Here is a 15,907-nt window from a genome sequence, read left to right as displayed (position 1 = left end):
GGGAGTGACTTTACAAACTACCTTACACATCAAGATAACTACCCAACCGATAACCTCGCTCGGCAATGGCATACTTCAGCGATGCGGATGTCAACACTTCCAGCTCCGTTAACCGTGGAAAGCAATAAGCACTCTGGCGAATTGTATTATCGACAAACGCCGGATGGCACATCACTTCCAGCGAACGTTCACCACGATGACTGGAATCATCCAGCACTTGCAGAAACAGTGACTCGCTAATCTCTTCACCATAGAACGCGCTACTGAATCCCTGCGAGCTGCGCAGATTAGCCGGTAAATCACCATCATAAGATAGCGGCTGACGGTCGATGCGCAACGCAATCCCCTCTTCAGCCGCAAACTTCGCCACAATCGGGAAAATCTGCGGGAACATATGCACATGATGATGGCTATCAAGGTGCGTTGGTTTGCGCCCAAATAGCTCAATGAAACGCAGATACTGACTGGCAAGTTCCTGAGCAATTTCCTCCAGCGGTAAAGCATCTTCTTCCGCCAGTTGCCAGATCCACTTCCCTAACACACCTTCGCGGGTTAAACCCGGCATTGCAGTCAGCGGCTTGCCCAGGGTGAGAACAAAGTGCATTCCAACTGCCAGACTCGGTTCATCGCGACTCAACTGCACCGCATGGTCGATAGCTTCACCATTCACCAGCGCCGTCGTCGACGTGACAATACCGTTTCGGCAGGCCTCGATAATGCCGTAGTTCTGGCCTTTACTTAGGCCAAAGTCATCGGCATTAACAATCAGTAAGCGTTCCATAATCAGCCCCGGTTAATGTGCTTTTTTAAGTTCTGCTATGCAGTCGGCAAAGTTTGGCAGCCATTTCTCGTGCGCCAGAATCATCTCGCGTGCCAGCAGCTCAGCATCACGATCGGAGTGCACCAACGGGCTAAGGTTTAGCGCCAGTAACACATCGTTAAATTCCCCGCTAAGTGCTGCGTTGCTGGCCGCAATCTCGAAGCCTTTGATGGTGTGAATCAGCCCCATCACTTTGTCATCGAAATGCGTAATGCGCGGATGTGGCGTCGCGCCATCGCGCCCCAGCGTGCAGGTCATTTCTACCGCCCAGTCTGCCGGAATATTATCAATATGCCCATGATGCGGGATATTAACGTAATGTTCCGTTTGCTTGTCGTTGTAGATAGCGTTGATGACTTCGCACGCTGCATCAGAGTAATAAGCCCCACCGCGCTGCTCCAGCTCTTTCGGTTTCACTTTCAGATCCGGGTTTTTATACAGATCAAAGAGTTGCTTCTCGACTTTCTGTACCACCTGCGCACGCGCGCCGCCTTTGTAGTATTCACCCATTTCAATCGCCAGCATCTCTTTTTGCTTGAAGTAATAAAGCAAATAGGAACACGGCAACAGGTTCAGAGCCCGAATTAAACCTTCGCTAAACGGCAGATCGAAAATATTTTTAACACCAGATGCTTTTAACTGCCCGGATGCCACACCATCAAGCAATTCGGCGAAACGTGATTTGCCATTTACCAAAACATCCTTAATAAACACCATGTGGTTCAGGCCGAACAGATCGATAGATAAATCATCGTTCTCATTCAAGGCTAAAACATCGCCGATAAACATTTTCATGCCAATCGGAATATTACACACGCCGATAAAGCGTTTAAATCCGGTATGACGATAGACCGCTTCAGTGACCATTCCCGCCGGGTTAGTGAAGTTGATCACCCACGCATTCGGACAAAGTTCTTCGACATCTTTTACGATGTCAAAAATCACCGGAATGGTGCGCAGACCTTTAAACAGTCCACCCGCACCATTAGTTTCCTGGCCAAGATAACCATGACTTAACGGAATACGTTCATCCAGTTCGCGTGCTGGTAATTGACCTACGCGCAGTTGGGTAGTGACAAAATCTGCCCCTTTCAGCGCCTCACGACGATCAAGCGTTTTATAAAGTTTAATCGGTACACCAGCGTTATCGATCATTCGCTGGCAGAGATCAAAGATAATATCCAGTTTTGCTTTACCACCTTCGACATCCACCAGCCATAATTCAGTCACCGGCAATTCGTGATAACGCTTAATAAACCCTTCCAGCAGTTCCGGGGTATAACTACTCCCGCCACCAATAGTGACGACTTTTAATTTCTGGCTCATAATTTCTCCCTTCATCAGGAAATACTAATATTATTCATACCTGCCTCTACGTCAGGAATATCCCGGTCTCCCCAGGATAAATAAGGCATACATGTAAATTTAATGATCAGTGATAATAACTACTGATTAAATTCAGTCAATTTCTTACGATAACTATTTGGTGTAAAAGATGTTAGTTTCTTAAACGTTTTAATAAACAGGCTTGGGCTACTATAACCGGCTTCAAATGCAATATCAGTCACAGAATAGTTAGTCATTTCCAGTTGTTTTTTGGCAAAGTTAATGCGGATTTCATTAATAATCTGCATCGGCGTTTTGCCATAATATCGCTGAGTCGCACGCGTCAAATACTCCTGCGATTTAGCCGATAACATCACCATATTTTCCAGCGCATTCTCACTGAACTGCGCTTTATCATGCATCTTTTCAACCGTACTTTTTAACCACTGTGGCACATCATCAATCACCTGTTCTTCGCGGTAATGACGTAAACGGTTAATGACATAAAAAGTGACTATCTCAACAAATTCTTCCAGACCGGTTTCGCTGAAATTCAATGAAGAAATCACCGTTTCCACATAGGTAAGAAAAGTATTATTTGTTCGGTAAACCTGTGAAGCAACAAAGCAATAAGGCAACAACGGCAAATAATGCTGTTCAAAAAAACGTTTACTGATCCCAACGTTCAATATGCGCGTGGCACCAAACTCATAAAAACTTTGATGGTGTGATCCTAACGGAATAAAAACAAAATCGCCCCGTTCCAGCAACACGCGCTTACCGTTAATCTCCTGGAAATAACGACCAGTTAAAACCAGGGTAAATTCATAATAGTCATGCTGATGCAATCCAGTAATACTTTCCGTTTTATTGTAGATAAATACATGGAAATTTTTGCCATTAAACAACTGCTGTTCACGGGCAGTGGCAATTTCCGGCGCATTAATCACTGGCTGCATCATCGACTCCTTATGCCTTCAGTTTTTCATGAAGCTCAATTAATTCGGTAATCAGTTCACGTGCAAGCATGGAAGTCATTAGATGATCCTGGGCGTGAACCAGCACCAGACTCACTTTCATCTTGCCTTCGCCCGCGTCGCCTTCAATCAGTTTCGTCTGTACCAGATGCGCTTCATTCAAGGCCATCCGCGACTGATCCATCATGGCTTTTGCCGCTGCAAAATCGCCCTGCTTCGCCTGCTTCAGCGCCGCATACGCCAGGCTGCGCGCTTGTCCGGAGTTGATGATAAGCCCCATCACCACTTCTTCCAGTTCCTCAGCTTCCGTTTGCGTATCAGGAATATTATCGAGATCCATCATACATCGTTCCTCTCTATTCTTACTGGCACGAGTTGCCCGTGCCAGCGTCGATTAAAATTTCAGGGCGTTAGCAATATCTTCTTCGCTCTCTTCTTTATCAATCACGTTCTGCGCTTTGTTTGCCACCACGACAAATGGCAGATATATCAGCGTTGCGATGCCAAGGTTGAAGAGTGCGACCAGCAATGCGGCGACGCTACCGTTAGTATTAAAGAAGGCTCCCAGACCGGTTGGCATGGTCCACGGTGCAATGTTAGTCACCGGTGGGATGATGCCCATGTAGTACGCCGCCAGAGTAATTGCCGCCAGAATAGGTTGCACCAGAACAAACGGGATAAACATCACCGGGTTCATGATAATCGGCAGACCAAACAGAATCGGTTCATTAATCTGGAAGATGCCCGACGGCAGCGCCAGTTTTGCCACCTGACGATAGTCAGCACGGCGAGAAGCGATAAAGATAGCCAGAATCAGCCCCAGGGTCGCACCGCTGCCCCCGAGGAAAATAAAGGAATCCAGCATCGGCTTGGCCCAGATATGGAAGGTCTTACCGGCTGCCAGCGCCGCTTCGACGGAGCCATATTGTTGATAGGTGGCGATGTTTTCCAGCGCCCACGGCGTCATAATGCCGTTGTCCAGCGCGGTCAGCGCCAGCGCACCGTGAATACCGAAGAACCACAGCAGCGGAACAAAGATCACATACGCCCAGCCGACCACGCTACCCAACGATGCCAGCGGCGTCGAGATGGTATCCATAATAATCTGATGGAAGTTAGTGCCCCAGGTATTCAGCGCCCAGGCAATAATTCCCATCACAGAAAGAATAATAAAGCCGGGAATTAATGCTGAGAAAGAACGTGAGACCGATGTCGGTACACTGTCGGGTAATTTAATCACCCAGTTGCGGTGGACAATAAAGGTAAACATTTCTGCCACCACCAGGCCGATAATAATCCCGGAAATGATATTCGCGCCACCTAACCAGTTTGCGCCGACCGCATAAGCTTCACCGACACTATAAGGCGTGACGGTCATAAATGCCGCAACGGATAACAACCCTGCCGCGAGCGCATCGACTTTACGCTCTTCTGCCAGCGCCATACCGATAAAAAACGGCGCCATTAAAGACATAATCCCTAATGTTCCGTTGTATACGTTTCCACCAATACCTTTCAGGCCATTGAGTGTTTCAATGGTTGAGGCATCGAGGCGAATACCTAAGGAGTAAAAAAACGACCCCTCCCCAAAGCTCAGAAAAACGTTATTGATTAATACAAACATGGCCCCCGCAAGGGTTAACGGCATTAAGCGAATAAAGCCGTTTTTGATTGCATTAACGTGTGGCTGTTTTCCTATTTTGACTGCAAAAGGGAGGAGTACCTTTTCAAGCGATGCAATAACATTACTCATAGAAAAATACCCTTAAAAACCGCAATTAAAGTATTGCGGTATAGATTTATGAAATAACTCTTTGACGGAAAAATTTAAAAATTAATTTGCTGCGGCTTTTTTAATTGCTGCAACTGCAGCCTTAAGCACGCCTAAACCATCGACTTTGCCATATAACAGTGAATCAATGACTTCAACAGGTTTGTTGGGTAACAAACGCTGAATTTCGGGCAACATATAAGCAATCTGCGGCCCTAATAACACGACATCGGCATTCTGACCTTTTTCACCCGCCAGTGTTTCCGGAAATGCTTCAATAATGACCGGAACTTCATATTTTTCTGCCTGTGCGCGCATTTTTGATACCAGTAAAGAGGTAGACATGCCCGCAGAACAAAACAGATAAATGTGTTTCTTTTCCATAAAACTGCCCTCATCAACGATTATCTGTCAGCCAGACACTCCGCAAGCCTTCACCTGCTTCCATGCTCTGGGTAACTTGCGAAACCAACATGACTTTTTTTGGTGGCTGAAAAGAGTATACGGTATTGACCTGAACGATAGTATTTCTTTGACCATACAAATTGTCTCTCCTTGACCTGTTGTTATGACCTTCTTCACATTTCGGTTAAATAATTCGCGACAATAAATAAGAACACGGGGCAAAAAAAAACCGGCGCAATGGCCGGTTTCCGTTGTAACTCAAGCTTTCAGGCGAAGAAATTACTTCGCTGCTTGTGGATCGGTGTCGTATTCGGCACAGGTCTGATAGCCGGAGTTGATGACATGTCCGGTATCATCTAAGGCGACAAAATAGGTTTCTGCTTTACCATCACGTTGACCCAGGATATAGGTCTGGCAAGTACCACGAGCATGGATCATGCTCACTTCAGACGAAGGTTTACCCGCAATTTGTGCAACCTGCGCCCGGCTCATGCCTTTTTTGACGTCTTTCACCACAGGCTGTACAAACTGGTCTTTGGTACGATCATACGCCGTACAACCTGCCAGCATGGTTAATACCGCCGCTGCACCCAGAATTCCTGCCATATTCTTGTTCATATTCCGTCCTCTTGTTTATCAGCGTGTTAGATAAGCCTGGAATACATTGGGCGCTTTTTCAAGCCTGTGAACGAAACGGCTCTGCTTTCAGAGGATTCCTGTATGACGTTTTAACCGCCATTCAACCTGCTGTCGCTTGTCGTTTCTGTAGCAACGGGTTAGCTTTAAGGAAGTTTTATTTTTCTGTCTGGAGGGGTTCAATGACATTGCAACAACAAATAATAAAGGCGCTGGGCGCAAAACCGCAGATTAATGCTGAAGAGGAAATTCGCCGCAGCATCGATTTTCTGAAAAGCTATTTGCAAACCTACCCGTTCATTAAATCATTGGTGCTCGGGATCAGCGGCGGTCAGGACTCCACTCTTGCCGGGAAACTGTGTCAAATGGCAATTAACGAGCTACGTCAGGAAACGGGCAACGCGGCACTGCAATTCATTGCCGTGCGCCTGCCCTATGGTGTTCAGGCTGATGAACAGGATTGTCAGGACGCTATTGCCTTTATTCAACCGGATCGCGTATTAACCGTGAATATCAAGGGCGCGGTATTGGCCAGCGAACAGGCGCTGCGCGAGGCGGGTATTGAATTAAGTGATTTCGTTCGCGGCAATGAAAAAGCGCGTGAGCGGATGAAAGCGCAATACAGCATTGCAGGCATGACCAACGGTGTCGTGGTTGGCACCGATCATGCGGCAGAAGCCATTACCGGATTCTTCACTAAATACGGTGACGGTGGTACTGACATTAACCCGCTATACCGTCTGAACAAGCGTCAGGGCAAACAGTTACTGGCGGCATTAGGTTGCCCGGAACATCTCTATAAGAAGGCGCCAACAGCCGACCTGGAAGATGACCGCCCTTCCCTGCCAGATGAGGTGGCGCTCGGCGTGAGCTATGACAATATCGATGACTATCTGGAAGGGAAAACCGTACCCGAACAGGTCGCCAGAACAATAGAAAACTGGTATCTGAAAACCGAACATAAACGCCGTCCGCCTATTACGGTTTTCGATGATTTCTGGAAAAAGTAATCATTTGCACATAATGGCTTGTGCGAAAAAGAGTGCGTTGTTCATGCCGGATGCGGCGTGAACGCCTTATTCGGCCTACAAAACTTTGCAAATTCAGTACATTGTAGGAGTCGAGTAGGCCTGATAAGCGTAGCGCATCAGGCGGTGTTACTTTTGTCATCGACCCGCCTCTTTTTTAATCGTTTCCCGCCTGTTACACTGGATAGATAACCAGCATTTGGAGTCAACAGTGGTACGGCGTTTAACTTCCCTGCGGCCAGAATTTGAAGCGGCGGCAATCTACGAATATCCCGAACATTTACGTTCATTCCTTAATGACTTACCCACCCGACCAGGGGTCTATCTGTTTCATGGCGAAAGTGACACCATGCCGCTCTATATTGGCAAAAGCGTTAATATCCGCAGCCGGGTGCTTTCTCATTTACGCACTCAGGATGAAGCCGCCATGCTGCGGCAATCAAGGCGAATTAGTTGGATCTGCACCGCAGGTGAAATCGGCGCTCTACTCCTTGAAGCGCGATTAATTAAAGAACAACAGCCACTGTTTAATAAACGCTTGCGCCGTAATCGCCAGCTCTGTGCCCTGCAACTGAATGAAAAGCGTGTCGATGTGGTGTATGCCAAAGACGTGGATTTTTCTACCGCAGCAAACTTATTCGGCCTGTTTGCCAACCGTCGTGCGGCTTTACAAGCATTACAGACCATCGCCGATGAACAAAAACTTTGTTATGGCCTGCTCGGGCTGGAACCGTTAAGTCGCGGGCGCGCTTGTTTTCGTTCGGCGCTAAAACGTTGCGCCGGGGCGTGCTGCAGTAAAGAGAGCCATGACGCTCATGCGCTACGTTTGCGCCAGTCTCTGGAGCGTTTGCGGGTTGTTTGTTGGCCGTGGCGAGGTGCGGTGGCGCTGAAAGAACAGCATCCGGAAATGACCCAATATCATATTATTCATAACTGGCTGTGGCTGGGCGCGGTTAATTCGTTAGAAGAAGCTGCAACGTTAATCCGTACACCCGCCGGGTTTGATCACGACGGTTATAAAATCCTCTGTAAACCGCTGCTTTCCGGCAACTATGAAATCACTGAACCTGATCCGGTGAATAGCCTGCCAGCCAGTTAATTTCACTGAACAGCAGTTTGCCTTGCGGTTGCAAAAGCCGCAGGGTGTGCCTGCCATCGTACCAGCACGCGCCCTGGTCGGTAGTCAACAGCTTGTCGCCCAGTTGCCACGCTCCGCTAATCACAAACACCACCCCACCGCGTGAGCCAAAAGTGGTGAACGTGCGTTCGGCAATTCTGACTTTCGCTTTACAGGCATCAAGGCGCGTCATAATGTTGAAATCCATTGACATCTGACCTTCAGTCAGTTTCGCTTTTACCACCTGATCCGCCGCGAAAGCAAAAGGCTGTAGCGGTTTTAAGGTATGGCTAAAACGGTTAGTGCTTTCAAGGAGCATCTCACCGCCTTCCAGCAGCGTCACGCTCCTTTCCATTCCCGGAAACAACGAAAACTCACCATTTGCCGCAATGGAAGCAATGCTGGCACGCCAGTAAAAATCACGTTTTGCCGGAGGAAAGCTACAGATTTCACGAGTTTCACCGGCAGCGTTTCGCCACAGGTTCACCGACATTTTACGCATATCAAAGTATTCCATACTCGCTCCCGGCATACTCTTTTCATTGTTATCGTTCAGGCAACCGTGGATTGTTATCGGCAACTCGGGTGATTTACCTTAGTAGTGATTAGGCTTTTTTTGCAAAAGTTGTAGAACAGAAAAGAAAACCGCCGATCCTGTCCACCGCATTGCTGCAAGGTAGTGGACAAGACCGGCGGTCTTAAGTTGTCAGGCTGAAAGATTATTCAGCAGTTGCAGGCATTTTACCTTTTGCCGCAGGGCGTTCTGTCAGACGCTTCTCAAAATTAGCATTAAATTGCTTTTTCTGCTCCGGCGTCAGGATGTTGTAAATCTTGTTCTGGGTTTCCAGGTGCGCCAGCATGTTAGCTTTGCGCTGTTCTTCCATTTTTGCGATCTGCGCTTCAGCTTTCGCTTTGTCGAAGGTATCGCTGGCAATAATGTCATGCATTGCGCGGCGTTCTTCCAGCGGCGGGCGTTTCATCTGGTCACGCTGGCCTTTCATGATTTCGCGAATCTGCTGTTTCTGCGCGTCGGTCAGGTTCAGGTCTTTAAACATCATGTCGTGATGCGGACCGAATTTACCTTTATGGTGCATCATCGGCTTCGCGTCAGCCGGTGCTGCGGTAGTGGTATCGGCGGCATGGGCCAGGTTAGCCGCGCCAAAAGCCAGGGTAGAGGCAACAAACAGTGCAGTTAATTTACGCATATTCTATATCCTTCCTTTCAGTTATTTATTACGGCTTTCTTAAGTAACGTGCCGTGTTGACGAGATTAACTTTACTGACTTTAGCGTCAATTAATCAGAGCAACGGTAAAACAATGAAAGTGTAAAAAACACTTTTGCGCCAATTATGGAGAAAAAAAGAAAATTTGATGGAGAGTGATGATGAAATATTACAACACACTGATTTTGCAGGGATTATGAAGAAATATACCTGATGACTGGTGATAAATAAAGCAAATAACCAGGATTAATCCGCATTATTTCATTAAAAAGCCAGTAAATACCCGCAGAATGATTTCTGCGGGCAAGTATTAGGTTATTTTTTCCAGCATTAATCCCGCACGTAATCCCGTCGCCACCAATGGATTAGGGAATAACACATACTCAACATCATGAGTCACAGTAAAATGTTCCTCACCATCCTGCGCCAACAACGTTCCTTTCTTAAACGGCGTGAAGTTCAGCGTCTCGCTTGCCATATGCAGTTCGAAGGATGATGAGTGGCGGGTAATTTGCGAAACGACCCGATAGCGTAGCGGCGACGTTCTCTCAGTACCGACACTCACGCCAGATAACAGCGCAGCAATCGCGCTGGCGGTGGGTGAAAACTGGCGAAGATCGTTTTTGCCAAATGGCAATGCTTTACCAAGTTCCAGCGTACACGCCAGTGCACCGAAATGTTCGGCACTACAATGGGTAAACGTGCCCCCCGGCGCCTGGTGAAACACCAATGCCTCCAGCCCTGCCGCACCCAGCCATGTCAGAAAGTTTTCGTCCCAGGGAATATTACGTTGCGGTAAAACACCAAACCGTGGGTGATACGAACCACGAATCGCGGTATGCAGATCAAGGTGCCAGCGAACAGACTCTTTACCCTGTTCATAAAAATCTTCCAGACACTGTTCCAGTTCGCGCGCACGGCACGTTTCGCCGCTTTCGGCAAATCGCTGCCAGCGTCCGCCAAACATTCGATTCATATCGCTATGGCAATAACGTGTCCCTTGCTTCAGCGCCGGGGGATTTCCAAGGATCGCCAGCAGCCGCCAGCGTAGAGGGATCTCGCCGTGGAGAATCGCGCCAAGCAAAGCATCGAGCATTTCTACCGGCGCGGTTTCATTACCGTGTATTCCCGCAGAAATCACCAGCGCACCCTGCGGTGGCGTTAACGGCGTCAGTTCCAGCAGCCCGTCGCCCAGCCAGCGCCAGCGGACACCGTTGTTTTCCCGCTCTGTTATGGCTGGCTTTTTGCCCGTTAAAGTCAGGGCAAGAAAATTATCCATTACCCCCTCCCTCCCGCTGAAACGGGTAAACCGAACCGAGATTCAGTAAACGAGTCAGTGCATCCAGAGCTTCCCTTCCTTCACGCAGCAATTGCGGGTCAGCAAGATCGGCGGCAGTAAGACGATCGCGATAGTAGCGATCCACCCAGCCATTGAGCGTATTAAACAAGGTATCGTTCATCATCACTGCCGGATTTACCGCCTGATATTCTTCTGCCGTCAGCACCACGCGTAACCGCAGGCACGCAGGGCCGCCGCCGTTTGCCATGCTTTCGCGCAAATCAAAAACTTTCAGTTCGCTTATCGGGTTATCGGCAGCAAGCAATTCATTGAGATAACGCCATACCCCAGCGTGTTCCCGACACTCCTGCGGCAGCACCAACACCATCGAACCATCATCACGGCTCAGTAACTGGCTGTTAAACAGATAAGTCGAGACAGCATCCGCTACGGAAACCTGTGCCGCCGGAACTTCTATCGCCATAAAACCGTTCACCCGCGCGCGCAGGTTTGCCAGTAATTGCGCCTGGCGGGCGAACGCCTGCTGATGGCAAAACAGCACCTGGCGGTTACTCACCGCAATGACATCATTATGAAAAACACCCTGGTCGATAACGTCCGGGTTTTGCTGGGCAAAAACCACCTGCTGTGGATTCACCTGATTCAACCTGGCGACCGCCTCACTGGCTTCACGGGTTTGCCGCGCCGGATAACGGGAAGGTCGCGTGCCATTGCCCTCTTCTCGCCCGTACACAAAAAGCTGAATACCGGGATCGCCATAGTTACCACCGAGCCGATTGTGGTTTGCCGCCCCCTCATCCCCCAGCATCGCCACCTGCGGCAAAGCAGAATGAACGGTGAACTTCTCTTCATCGTTAAAAATCGCTTTTAACAGCGATTCGGTGACGGGCGCTTCCAGCGAACGGTGAAATTTATTGTTCAGGTTGGCGACGGTCAGATGCACTTTGCCATCCAGCGTATCAGCGGATGGCGCTACCGTAGCTGCATTCGCTACCCACATTGGCGAAGCGGAACTGACGCTGGAAAGCCAGTGCGGAGCCTGACGGGCAACCTTTTCCAGCACGTGTTCATCGCTGCCGTTGAATCCCAGTTGACGCAAAACCGGGATAAACGGTCGCTCGTGCGGCGGCATCACCGCCTGCGGGAATCCCGCATCAGCAAGGGCTTTCATTTTCAGTAAACCCTGTTTTGCCGCCAGTCGCGGATTAGAGACCTGAAAACGGTGACGGGTAGAGGCTTCATTACCAAACGACAGGCCCGCGTAATGATGTGTCAGCCCCACCAACCCGTCGAAATTCACTTCCCGGGCGTTCATGGCACCACCTCATCGGAGAAATCCAGACCGGGGTTAAGCGTCGCAGGCAACGTTAACGTGTCTGACTCCAGGCTAGCCATCGGCCAGGCACAATAATCTGCGGCATACCAGGCGCTGGGGCGATGGTTGCCGGAAGCGCCAACGCCGCCGAATGGTGCAGTACTGGCAGCGCCGGTAAGCGGTTTGTTCCAGTTGACGATCCCCGCACGCGCTTCCAGTAACAGTCGATCGAACTTTTCCCGCTCCGGTGACACCAGCCCGCAAGAGAGGCCAAAGCGAGTGTTATTCGCCATCTTAATCGCCTCATCAAAGGTGTCATAACGCCAGATACGCAATAGCGGCCCAAACACTTCTTCATCCGGCACACCGACAACGCCTGACATTTCAATGATCCCCGGCGTCAGCAATGATGTTCCTGCGCGCAGCAAACGTGGCGCAAGCAGGGTTCGCCCGCCCATCGCTTCCAGTTCCTGCCAGGCGGTAACAACCTGCTGCGCGGCCTGTTCAGAAATCAGCCCGCCAATAAACGGCTGTGGTTCGTCATCCCAGTTCCCCGGCGTTAACCGCTGGCTAACGGCAACCAGGCGAGCAAGGAACGCATCGCCCTGCGCCCCGCGTTTAAGCATTAAACGGCGGGCGCAAGTGCAGCGTTGCCCGGCAGTGACAAATGCTGACTGAATAGTCAGGTGGACAGCGGCGTCGATATCCGCCACGTCATCAATAATCAGCGGGTTATTGCCACCCATTTCGAGGGCGAGGATTTTTTCCGGCTGACCGGAGAGCTGGCGATGCAGCTGGTAGCCAGTGTTGGCGCTACCGGTAAACAGCAAACCGTCGAGATCTTCCAGCGCACTCAGCACCTGACCCGTTTCGCGCCCCCCCTGCACCAGGTTCAGCACACCCGACGGCAAGCCGGCCTGCTGCCATAAGCGCATTACCGCCTCGCCGCTCCACGGTGTCAGTTCGCTGGGTTTAAAGATAATTGTGTTGCCTGCCAGCAGCGCCGGAACGATATGCCCGTTCGGCAAATGCCCTGGGAAATTGTACGGTCCAAACACCGCCAGCACGCCGTGTGGGCGATGGCGCAAACTCGCCGCACCGTCAGGCATTTCGCTGCGCTGCTCGCCCGTGCGCACGTGATATGCCTTGATTGAAATAGCGATTTTATTAATCATTGCCGTCACTTCGGTTGCCGCTTCCCAGCGCGGTTTGCCTGTTTCTCTGGCAATAATCGCCGTTAATTCGGCTTTATTGCTTTCCAGCAGTCCGGCAAAGCGTTCAACTCTTACCTGACGATCGCCAAAGGAGAGCCGCGCCCAACGCGGAAACGCGGCGCGTGCAGCGCGACAAGCCAGCGCCACCTGAGCGGCATCGGCATCATTGCCTTGCCATAATACGTCGCCCGATACCGGATTATGCTTCACGCGAAGTTCGCCCTGCCCCGTCACCCAGTCGCCGTTGATCCATAAAGTCATGTTGTTTTCTCCTCTGCGCACAGGCGCACCAGACGAACGCGCTCCCCGGCGTGGCACTTGAGAGCGTCCAGTTGTGCGGCGGTTAAAATCAAACGCTGGGTTGCCGGATCGGCACGCACCAGTACCACGCGGAAATGGTGATAATTTTCATTGGCGACCAGACAGGCCGGGAAATCCCCCTGCGCTGGCTGCCCTTCCGCGACTTCCACCAGCCGACTTTTGCGGATGGCGCGAACACGGTCGATGTCGCACTCCAGCGTCGGCCCACCGTCGAAGATGTCGATATAGTTACGGTAGCGAAAACCTTCTTTTTCCAGCACCGCACGCGCGGGGGCTGTTTGCGGATGCACCTGGCCGATAACGTCCTGCGCTTCCTGGGATAAAAAGTCCGTATAGATCGGATGTTTTGGCATCAGTTCAGCGATAAACGCCTTTTGACCAGTACCGCAGAGAAAATCAGCGCGGCTAAAATCCATCGAAAAGAAGCGTTTACCGAGGCTTTGCCAGAACGGCGAATAGCCGTGCTCATCAATCACCCCGCGCATTTCGGCGACCACTTTGTCGTTAAACTTGTCACGAAAAGCCGCCATAAACATAAAGCGCGATTTCGACAGCAAATAGCCATTGCCCTCTTTGCGCCACTCCGGGTCGAGGAACAGCGTGCATAACTCACTGCTTCCGGTGTGATCATTACTGAGAAACAGCGTCGGTAGCGCGTTATAGACATTCAGCTCTTTCGAAGCGTGAACCAGCGTACCGACGCGATAGTTGTACCAGGGATCGTTTAGCCCGACAGCCACCTCAATAGCGCAAATACCCGCCACGGTGCCTGTCTCGCTCTCTTCCAGCACGAACACATAACCCTGCTCGCTTTCGGGTAATTCGCCCTGCCAGGTTTTAATGGATCTGTCGATACGCGCCGAAAGCGTGGCTTCATTGGCAGGGAGCGACGTCAGGCCGCCGCCCGTTTTACCTGCAAGCTGCATTAAGGCTGCGACATCGGTGCGCTCAACGGGACGGATGACCATCATGATGAACCCCGGCTAACAAAGCGTTCGCAAGTAGCGGCAAAGCGATCCAGTCCGGTCGTCACCTCTTCTTCGCTGACGTTGAGCGCCGGCGCAAAACGCACCACGTTGCCACCCGCAATCAGCACCATCACGCCTGCTTTCGCCGCCTCCTGAGAGATCTGTTTCGCTTGCCCGGCGTAATCTGTATTCAGCACACAGCCAATCAACAGACCTAATCCGCGAATTTCACTGAACAAACCGCAGCGATGATTAATGATATTAAGACGCTCAACAAACCAGTCGTGACGCTGTTTGACACCATTAAGCATCTCTGGCGTGTTGATGAGATCAAGCACTTTACCCGCCACCGCCGAGGCCAGCGGATTACCACCATAGGTGGTGCCGTGAGTGCCAACGGTCATCACCCGACCGCACTCTTCGGTTGCCAGCAGCGCACCAACCGGGAAACCTCCGCCCAGAGCTTTAGCGGTGGTCAGCAGATCGGGCGTCACCCCGTAGTGCATATAGGCATAAAGTTCACCGGTACGCCCGACGCCGGTTTGTACCTCATCGAAAATCAGCAATGCATTGTGGCGATCGCATAACTCACGCAATCCCTGCAAAAATGCCTTACTGGCTGGCACCACGCCGCCTTCGCCCTGTACTGGCTCGACAATCACCGCGCAGGTGGAGTCGTCAATCAGCGCACTGGCAGAATTAATATCGTTATACGCGGCATGGCGGATATCCGGCGGCAGTGGCGCGAAATCCTGTGAATAGGCTGGCTGCCCGCCGGCACTAACGGTAAACAGCGTGCGCCCGTGGAAAGCATTTTTAAACGCCACGATGCCGCTCTTATGGCTACCGTAGCGGTCGTGAGCGTATTTGCGCGCCAGTTTCAACGCCGCTTCGTTGGCTTCCGCGCCGGAGTTACAGAAGAACACGCGATCGGCAAACGTCGCGTCAATGAGCTTTTTCGCCAGCCGTAATACTGGCTCGTTGGTGTAACCATTACCGGTATGCCAGAACTTACTCGCCTGCTCGTTCAGCGTCTCCCGCAGTTCCGGATGCGCATGACCTAGTGCGTTCACTGCAATGCCACCCGCGAAGTCGATATACTCTTTCCCCTGCTGATCCCACAAGCGCGAACCTTCGCCACGTACCGGAATAAACGGTGCCGGAGCGTAAACAGGTATCATCCATTCATCAAAGTTTTCACGCGTAATTAGCTGAGACATAGCGACCCCTACAGTAAATAAATGGTTATTCATATGTTAATAATAAGTGATGTTTACGCTGTAAATGTAGATTGCAGGGTTCGTGCCAGCCAGTGGTAAAAGTGCATAAACGGCGGCAGTTAACTGGAAATCAAGGCGTTACAACCCAGCGATATGCACCTGAAGTGCATATAAAGTGAATACGTTTGCGATACTGATGAATAAAAAGAATAAAAAACGAAATGTTATGCAGAAGTAAAATATAATTCTGGAATTGTGATCGTTG

Annotated in this window: 16 protein-coding genes; 2 read left to right on the top strand and 14 right to left on the bottom strand. The window is 50.5% G+C overall.

What is annotated here, in order from left to right; all coding sequences use genetic code 11:
- Nucleotides 1–22: 22 nt before the first annotated feature.
- The 7 genes from chbG to osmE form a co-directional block, all read right to left on the bottom strand.
- Nucleotides 23–781: a chitin disaccharide deacetylase gene (chbG, locus tag WC5_RS06075; protein WP_000440423.1), complete on the bottom strand. Its 759-nt coding sequence runs from the start codon at nt 779–781 to the stop codon at nt 23–25.
- Between the two features lie 12 nt (nt 782–793).
- Nucleotides 794–2,146, bottom strand: a complete 1,353-nt coding sequence (gene celF, locus WC5_RS06080) for a 6-phospho-beta-glucosidase (RefSeq protein ID WP_000078791.1) — start codon at nt 2,144–2,146, stop codon at nt 794–796.
- A 119-nt stretch (nt 2,147–2,265) separates the two neighbouring features.
- Nucleotides 2,266–3,108, bottom strand: a complete 843-nt coding sequence (gene chbR, locus WC5_RS06085) for a transcriptional regulator ChbR (protein ID WP_000983663.1) — start codon at nt 3,106–3,108, stop codon at nt 2,266–2,268.
- Between the two features lie 7 nt (nt 3,109–3,115).
- Entirely contained in the window at nt 3,116–3,466 is a 351-nt protein-coding gene (chbA, locus tag WC5_RS06090; RefSeq protein WP_000968919.1) for a PTS N,N'-diacetylchitobiose transporter subunit IIA, read from the bottom strand.
- A 51-nt stretch (nt 3,467–3,517) separates the two neighbouring features.
- Complete coding sequence (chbC, locus tag WC5_RS06095) at nt 3,518–4,876, bottom strand: PTS N,N'-diacetylchitobiose transporter subunit IIC (RefSeq protein WP_000073031.1); 1,359 nt, start codon at nt 4,874–4,876, stop codon at nt 3,518–3,520.
- An 81-nt stretch (nt 4,877–4,957) separates the two neighbouring features.
- Nucleotides 4,958–5,278 (bottom strand): PTS N,N'-diacetylchitobiose transporter subunit IIB, encoded by a 321-nt coding sequence (gene chbB, locus WC5_RS06100; RefSeq protein ID WP_000412169.1) that lies wholly within the window; start codon nt 5,276–5,278, stop codon nt 4,958–4,960.
- Between the two features lie 300 nt (nt 5,279–5,578).
- Nucleotides 5,579–5,917, bottom strand: a complete 339-nt coding sequence (gene osmE / locus WC5_RS06105) for an osmotically-inducible lipoprotein OsmE (RefSeq protein ID WP_001039038.1) — start codon at nt 5,915–5,917, stop codon at nt 5,579–5,581.
- 200 nt (nt 5,918–6,117) lie between these two features.
- Between osmE and nadE the strand changes: the two genes are divergently transcribed.
- Together nadE and cho are read left to right on the top strand one after the other, a co-directional pair.
- Complete coding sequence (gene nadE, locus WC5_RS06110; RefSeq protein WP_000175013.1) at nt 6,118–6,945, top strand: NAD(+) synthase; 828 nt, start codon at nt 6,118–6,120, stop codon at nt 6,943–6,945.
- A gap of 229 nt (nt 6,946–7,174) precedes the next feature.
- Nucleotides 7,175–8,062 carry an excinuclease Cho gene (gene cho / locus WC5_RS06115; RefSeq protein WP_000252349.1) on the top strand — a complete coding sequence of 296 codons (888 nt, stop codon included), beginning with the start codon at nt 7,175–7,177 and terminating at the stop codon, nt 8,060–8,062.
- Here the strand turns inward: cho and ves are convergent.
- The 7 genes from ves to astC form a co-directional block, all read right to left on the bottom strand.
- Nucleotides 8,022–8,597, bottom strand: a complete 576-nt coding sequence (gene ves, locus WC5_RS06120; RefSeq protein ID WP_010348797.1) for an environmental stress-induced protein Ves — start codon at nt 8,595–8,597, stop codon at nt 8,022–8,024. The two genes, cho and ves, sit on opposite strands and share 41 nt — an antisense overlap.
- 202 nt (nt 8,598–8,799) lie before the next feature.
- Complete coding sequence (gene spy / locus WC5_RS06125) at nt 8,800–9,285, bottom strand: ATP-independent periplasmic protein-refolding chaperone Spy (protein ID WP_001228965.1); 486 nt, start codon at nt 9,283–9,285, stop codon at nt 8,800–8,802.
- A gap of 329 nt (nt 9,286–9,614) precedes the next feature.
- Complete coding sequence (astE, locus tag WC5_RS06130; protein ID WP_000368468.1) at nt 9,615–10,583, bottom strand: succinylglutamate desuccinylase; 969 nt, start codon at nt 10,581–10,583, stop codon at nt 9,615–9,617.
- The gene (gene astB, locus WC5_RS06135; RefSeq protein WP_000993903.1) at nt 10,576–11,919 is read right to left on the bottom strand and encodes an N-succinylarginine dihydrolase; all 1,344 of its coding nucleotides are present in this window, start codon (nt 11,917–11,919) and stop codon (nt 10,576–10,578) included. The genes astE and astB overlap by 8 nt, the downstream gene beginning before the upstream one ends.
- Complete coding sequence (gene astD, locus WC5_RS06140) at nt 11,916–13,394, bottom strand: succinylglutamate-semialdehyde dehydrogenase (RefSeq protein WP_000177337.1); 1,479 nt, start codon at nt 13,392–13,394, stop codon at nt 11,916–11,918. Before astD ends, astB begins: the two co-directional genes overlap by 4 nt.
- Complete coding sequence (astA, locus tag WC5_RS06145; RefSeq protein WP_000989448.1) at nt 13,391–14,425, bottom strand: arginine N-succinyltransferase; 1,035 nt, start codon at nt 14,423–14,425, stop codon at nt 13,391–13,393. Before astA ends, astD begins: the two co-directional genes overlap by 4 nt.
- The gene (gene astC / locus WC5_RS06150) at nt 14,422–15,642 is read right to left on the bottom strand and encodes a succinylornithine/acetylornithine transaminase (RefSeq protein ID WP_000080457.1); all 1,221 of its coding nucleotides are present in this window, start codon (nt 15,640–15,642) and stop codon (nt 14,422–14,424) included. The genes astA and astC overlap by 4 nt, the downstream gene beginning before the upstream one ends.
- Between the last annotated feature and the right edge of the window lie 265 nt (nt 15,643–15,907).

The sequence above is a fragment of the Escherichia sp. KTE114 genome (assembly GCF_000407765.1).
GTDB lineage: Bacteria > Pseudomonadota > Gammaproteobacteria > Enterobacterales > Enterobacteriaceae > Escherichia > Escherichia ruysiae.
The sequence above is the reverse complement of the archived record's forward strand: the minus strand, read 5'-3'. Positions and strand labels throughout refer to the sequence as shown.

What these genes read in the sequence shown, in the direction of transcription:
- chbG (WP_000440423.1), bottom strand. Translation starts at nt 781, where the DNA reads ATGGAACGCTTACTGATTGTTAATGCCGATGACTTTGGCCTAAGTAAA.
- celF (WP_000078791.1), bottom strand. Translation starts at nt 2,146, where the DNA reads ATGAGCCAGAAATTAAAAGTCGTCACTATTGGTGGCGGGAGTAGTTAT.
- chbR (WP_000983663.1), bottom strand. Translation starts at nt 3,108, where the DNA reads ATGATGCAGCCAGTGATTAATGCGCCGGAAATTGCCACTGCCCGTGAA.
- chbA (WP_000968919.1), bottom strand. Translation starts at nt 3,466, where the DNA reads ATGATGGATCTCGATAATATTCCTGATACGCAAACGGAAGCTGAGGAA.
- chbC (WP_000073031.1), bottom strand. Translation starts at nt 4,876, where the DNA reads ATGAGTAATGTTATTGCATCGCTTGAAAAGGTACTCCTCCCTTTTGCA.
- chbB (WP_000412169.1), bottom strand. Translation starts at nt 5,278, where the DNA reads ATGGAAAAGAAACACATTTATCTGTTTTGTTCTGCGGGCATGTCTACC.
- osmE (WP_001039038.1), bottom strand. Translation starts at nt 5,917, where the DNA reads ATGAACAAGAATATGGCAGGAATTCTGGGTGCAGCGGCGGTATTAACC.
- nadE (WP_000175013.1), top strand. Translation starts at nt 6,118, where the DNA reads ATGACATTGCAACAACAAATAATAAAGGCGCTGGGCGCAAAACCGCAG.
- ves (WP_010348797.1), bottom strand. Translation starts at nt 8,597, where the DNA reads ATGGAATACTTTGATATGCGTAAAATGTCGGTGAACCTGTGGCGAAAC.
- spy (WP_001228965.1), bottom strand. Translation starts at nt 9,285, where the DNA reads ATGCGTAAATTAACTGCACTGTTTGTTGCCTCTACCCTGGCTTTTGGC.
- astE (WP_000368468.1), bottom strand. Translation starts at nt 10,583, where the DNA reads ATGGATAATTTTCTTGCCCTGACTTTAACGGGCAAAAAGCCAGCCATA.
- astB (WP_000993903.1), bottom strand. Translation starts at nt 11,919, where the DNA reads ATGAACGCCCGGGAAGTGAATTTCGACGGGTTGGTGGGGCTGACACAT.
- astD (WP_000177337.1), bottom strand. Translation starts at nt 13,394, where the DNA reads ATGACTTTATGGATCAACGGCGACTGGGTGACGGGGCAGGGCGAACTT.
- astA (WP_000989448.1), bottom strand. Translation starts at nt 14,425, where the DNA reads ATGATGGTCATCCGTCCCGTTGAGCGCACCGATGTCGCAGCCTTAATG.
- astC (WP_000080457.1), bottom strand. Translation starts at nt 15,642, where the DNA reads ATGTCTCAGCTAATTACGCGTGAAAACTTTGATGAATGGATGATACCT.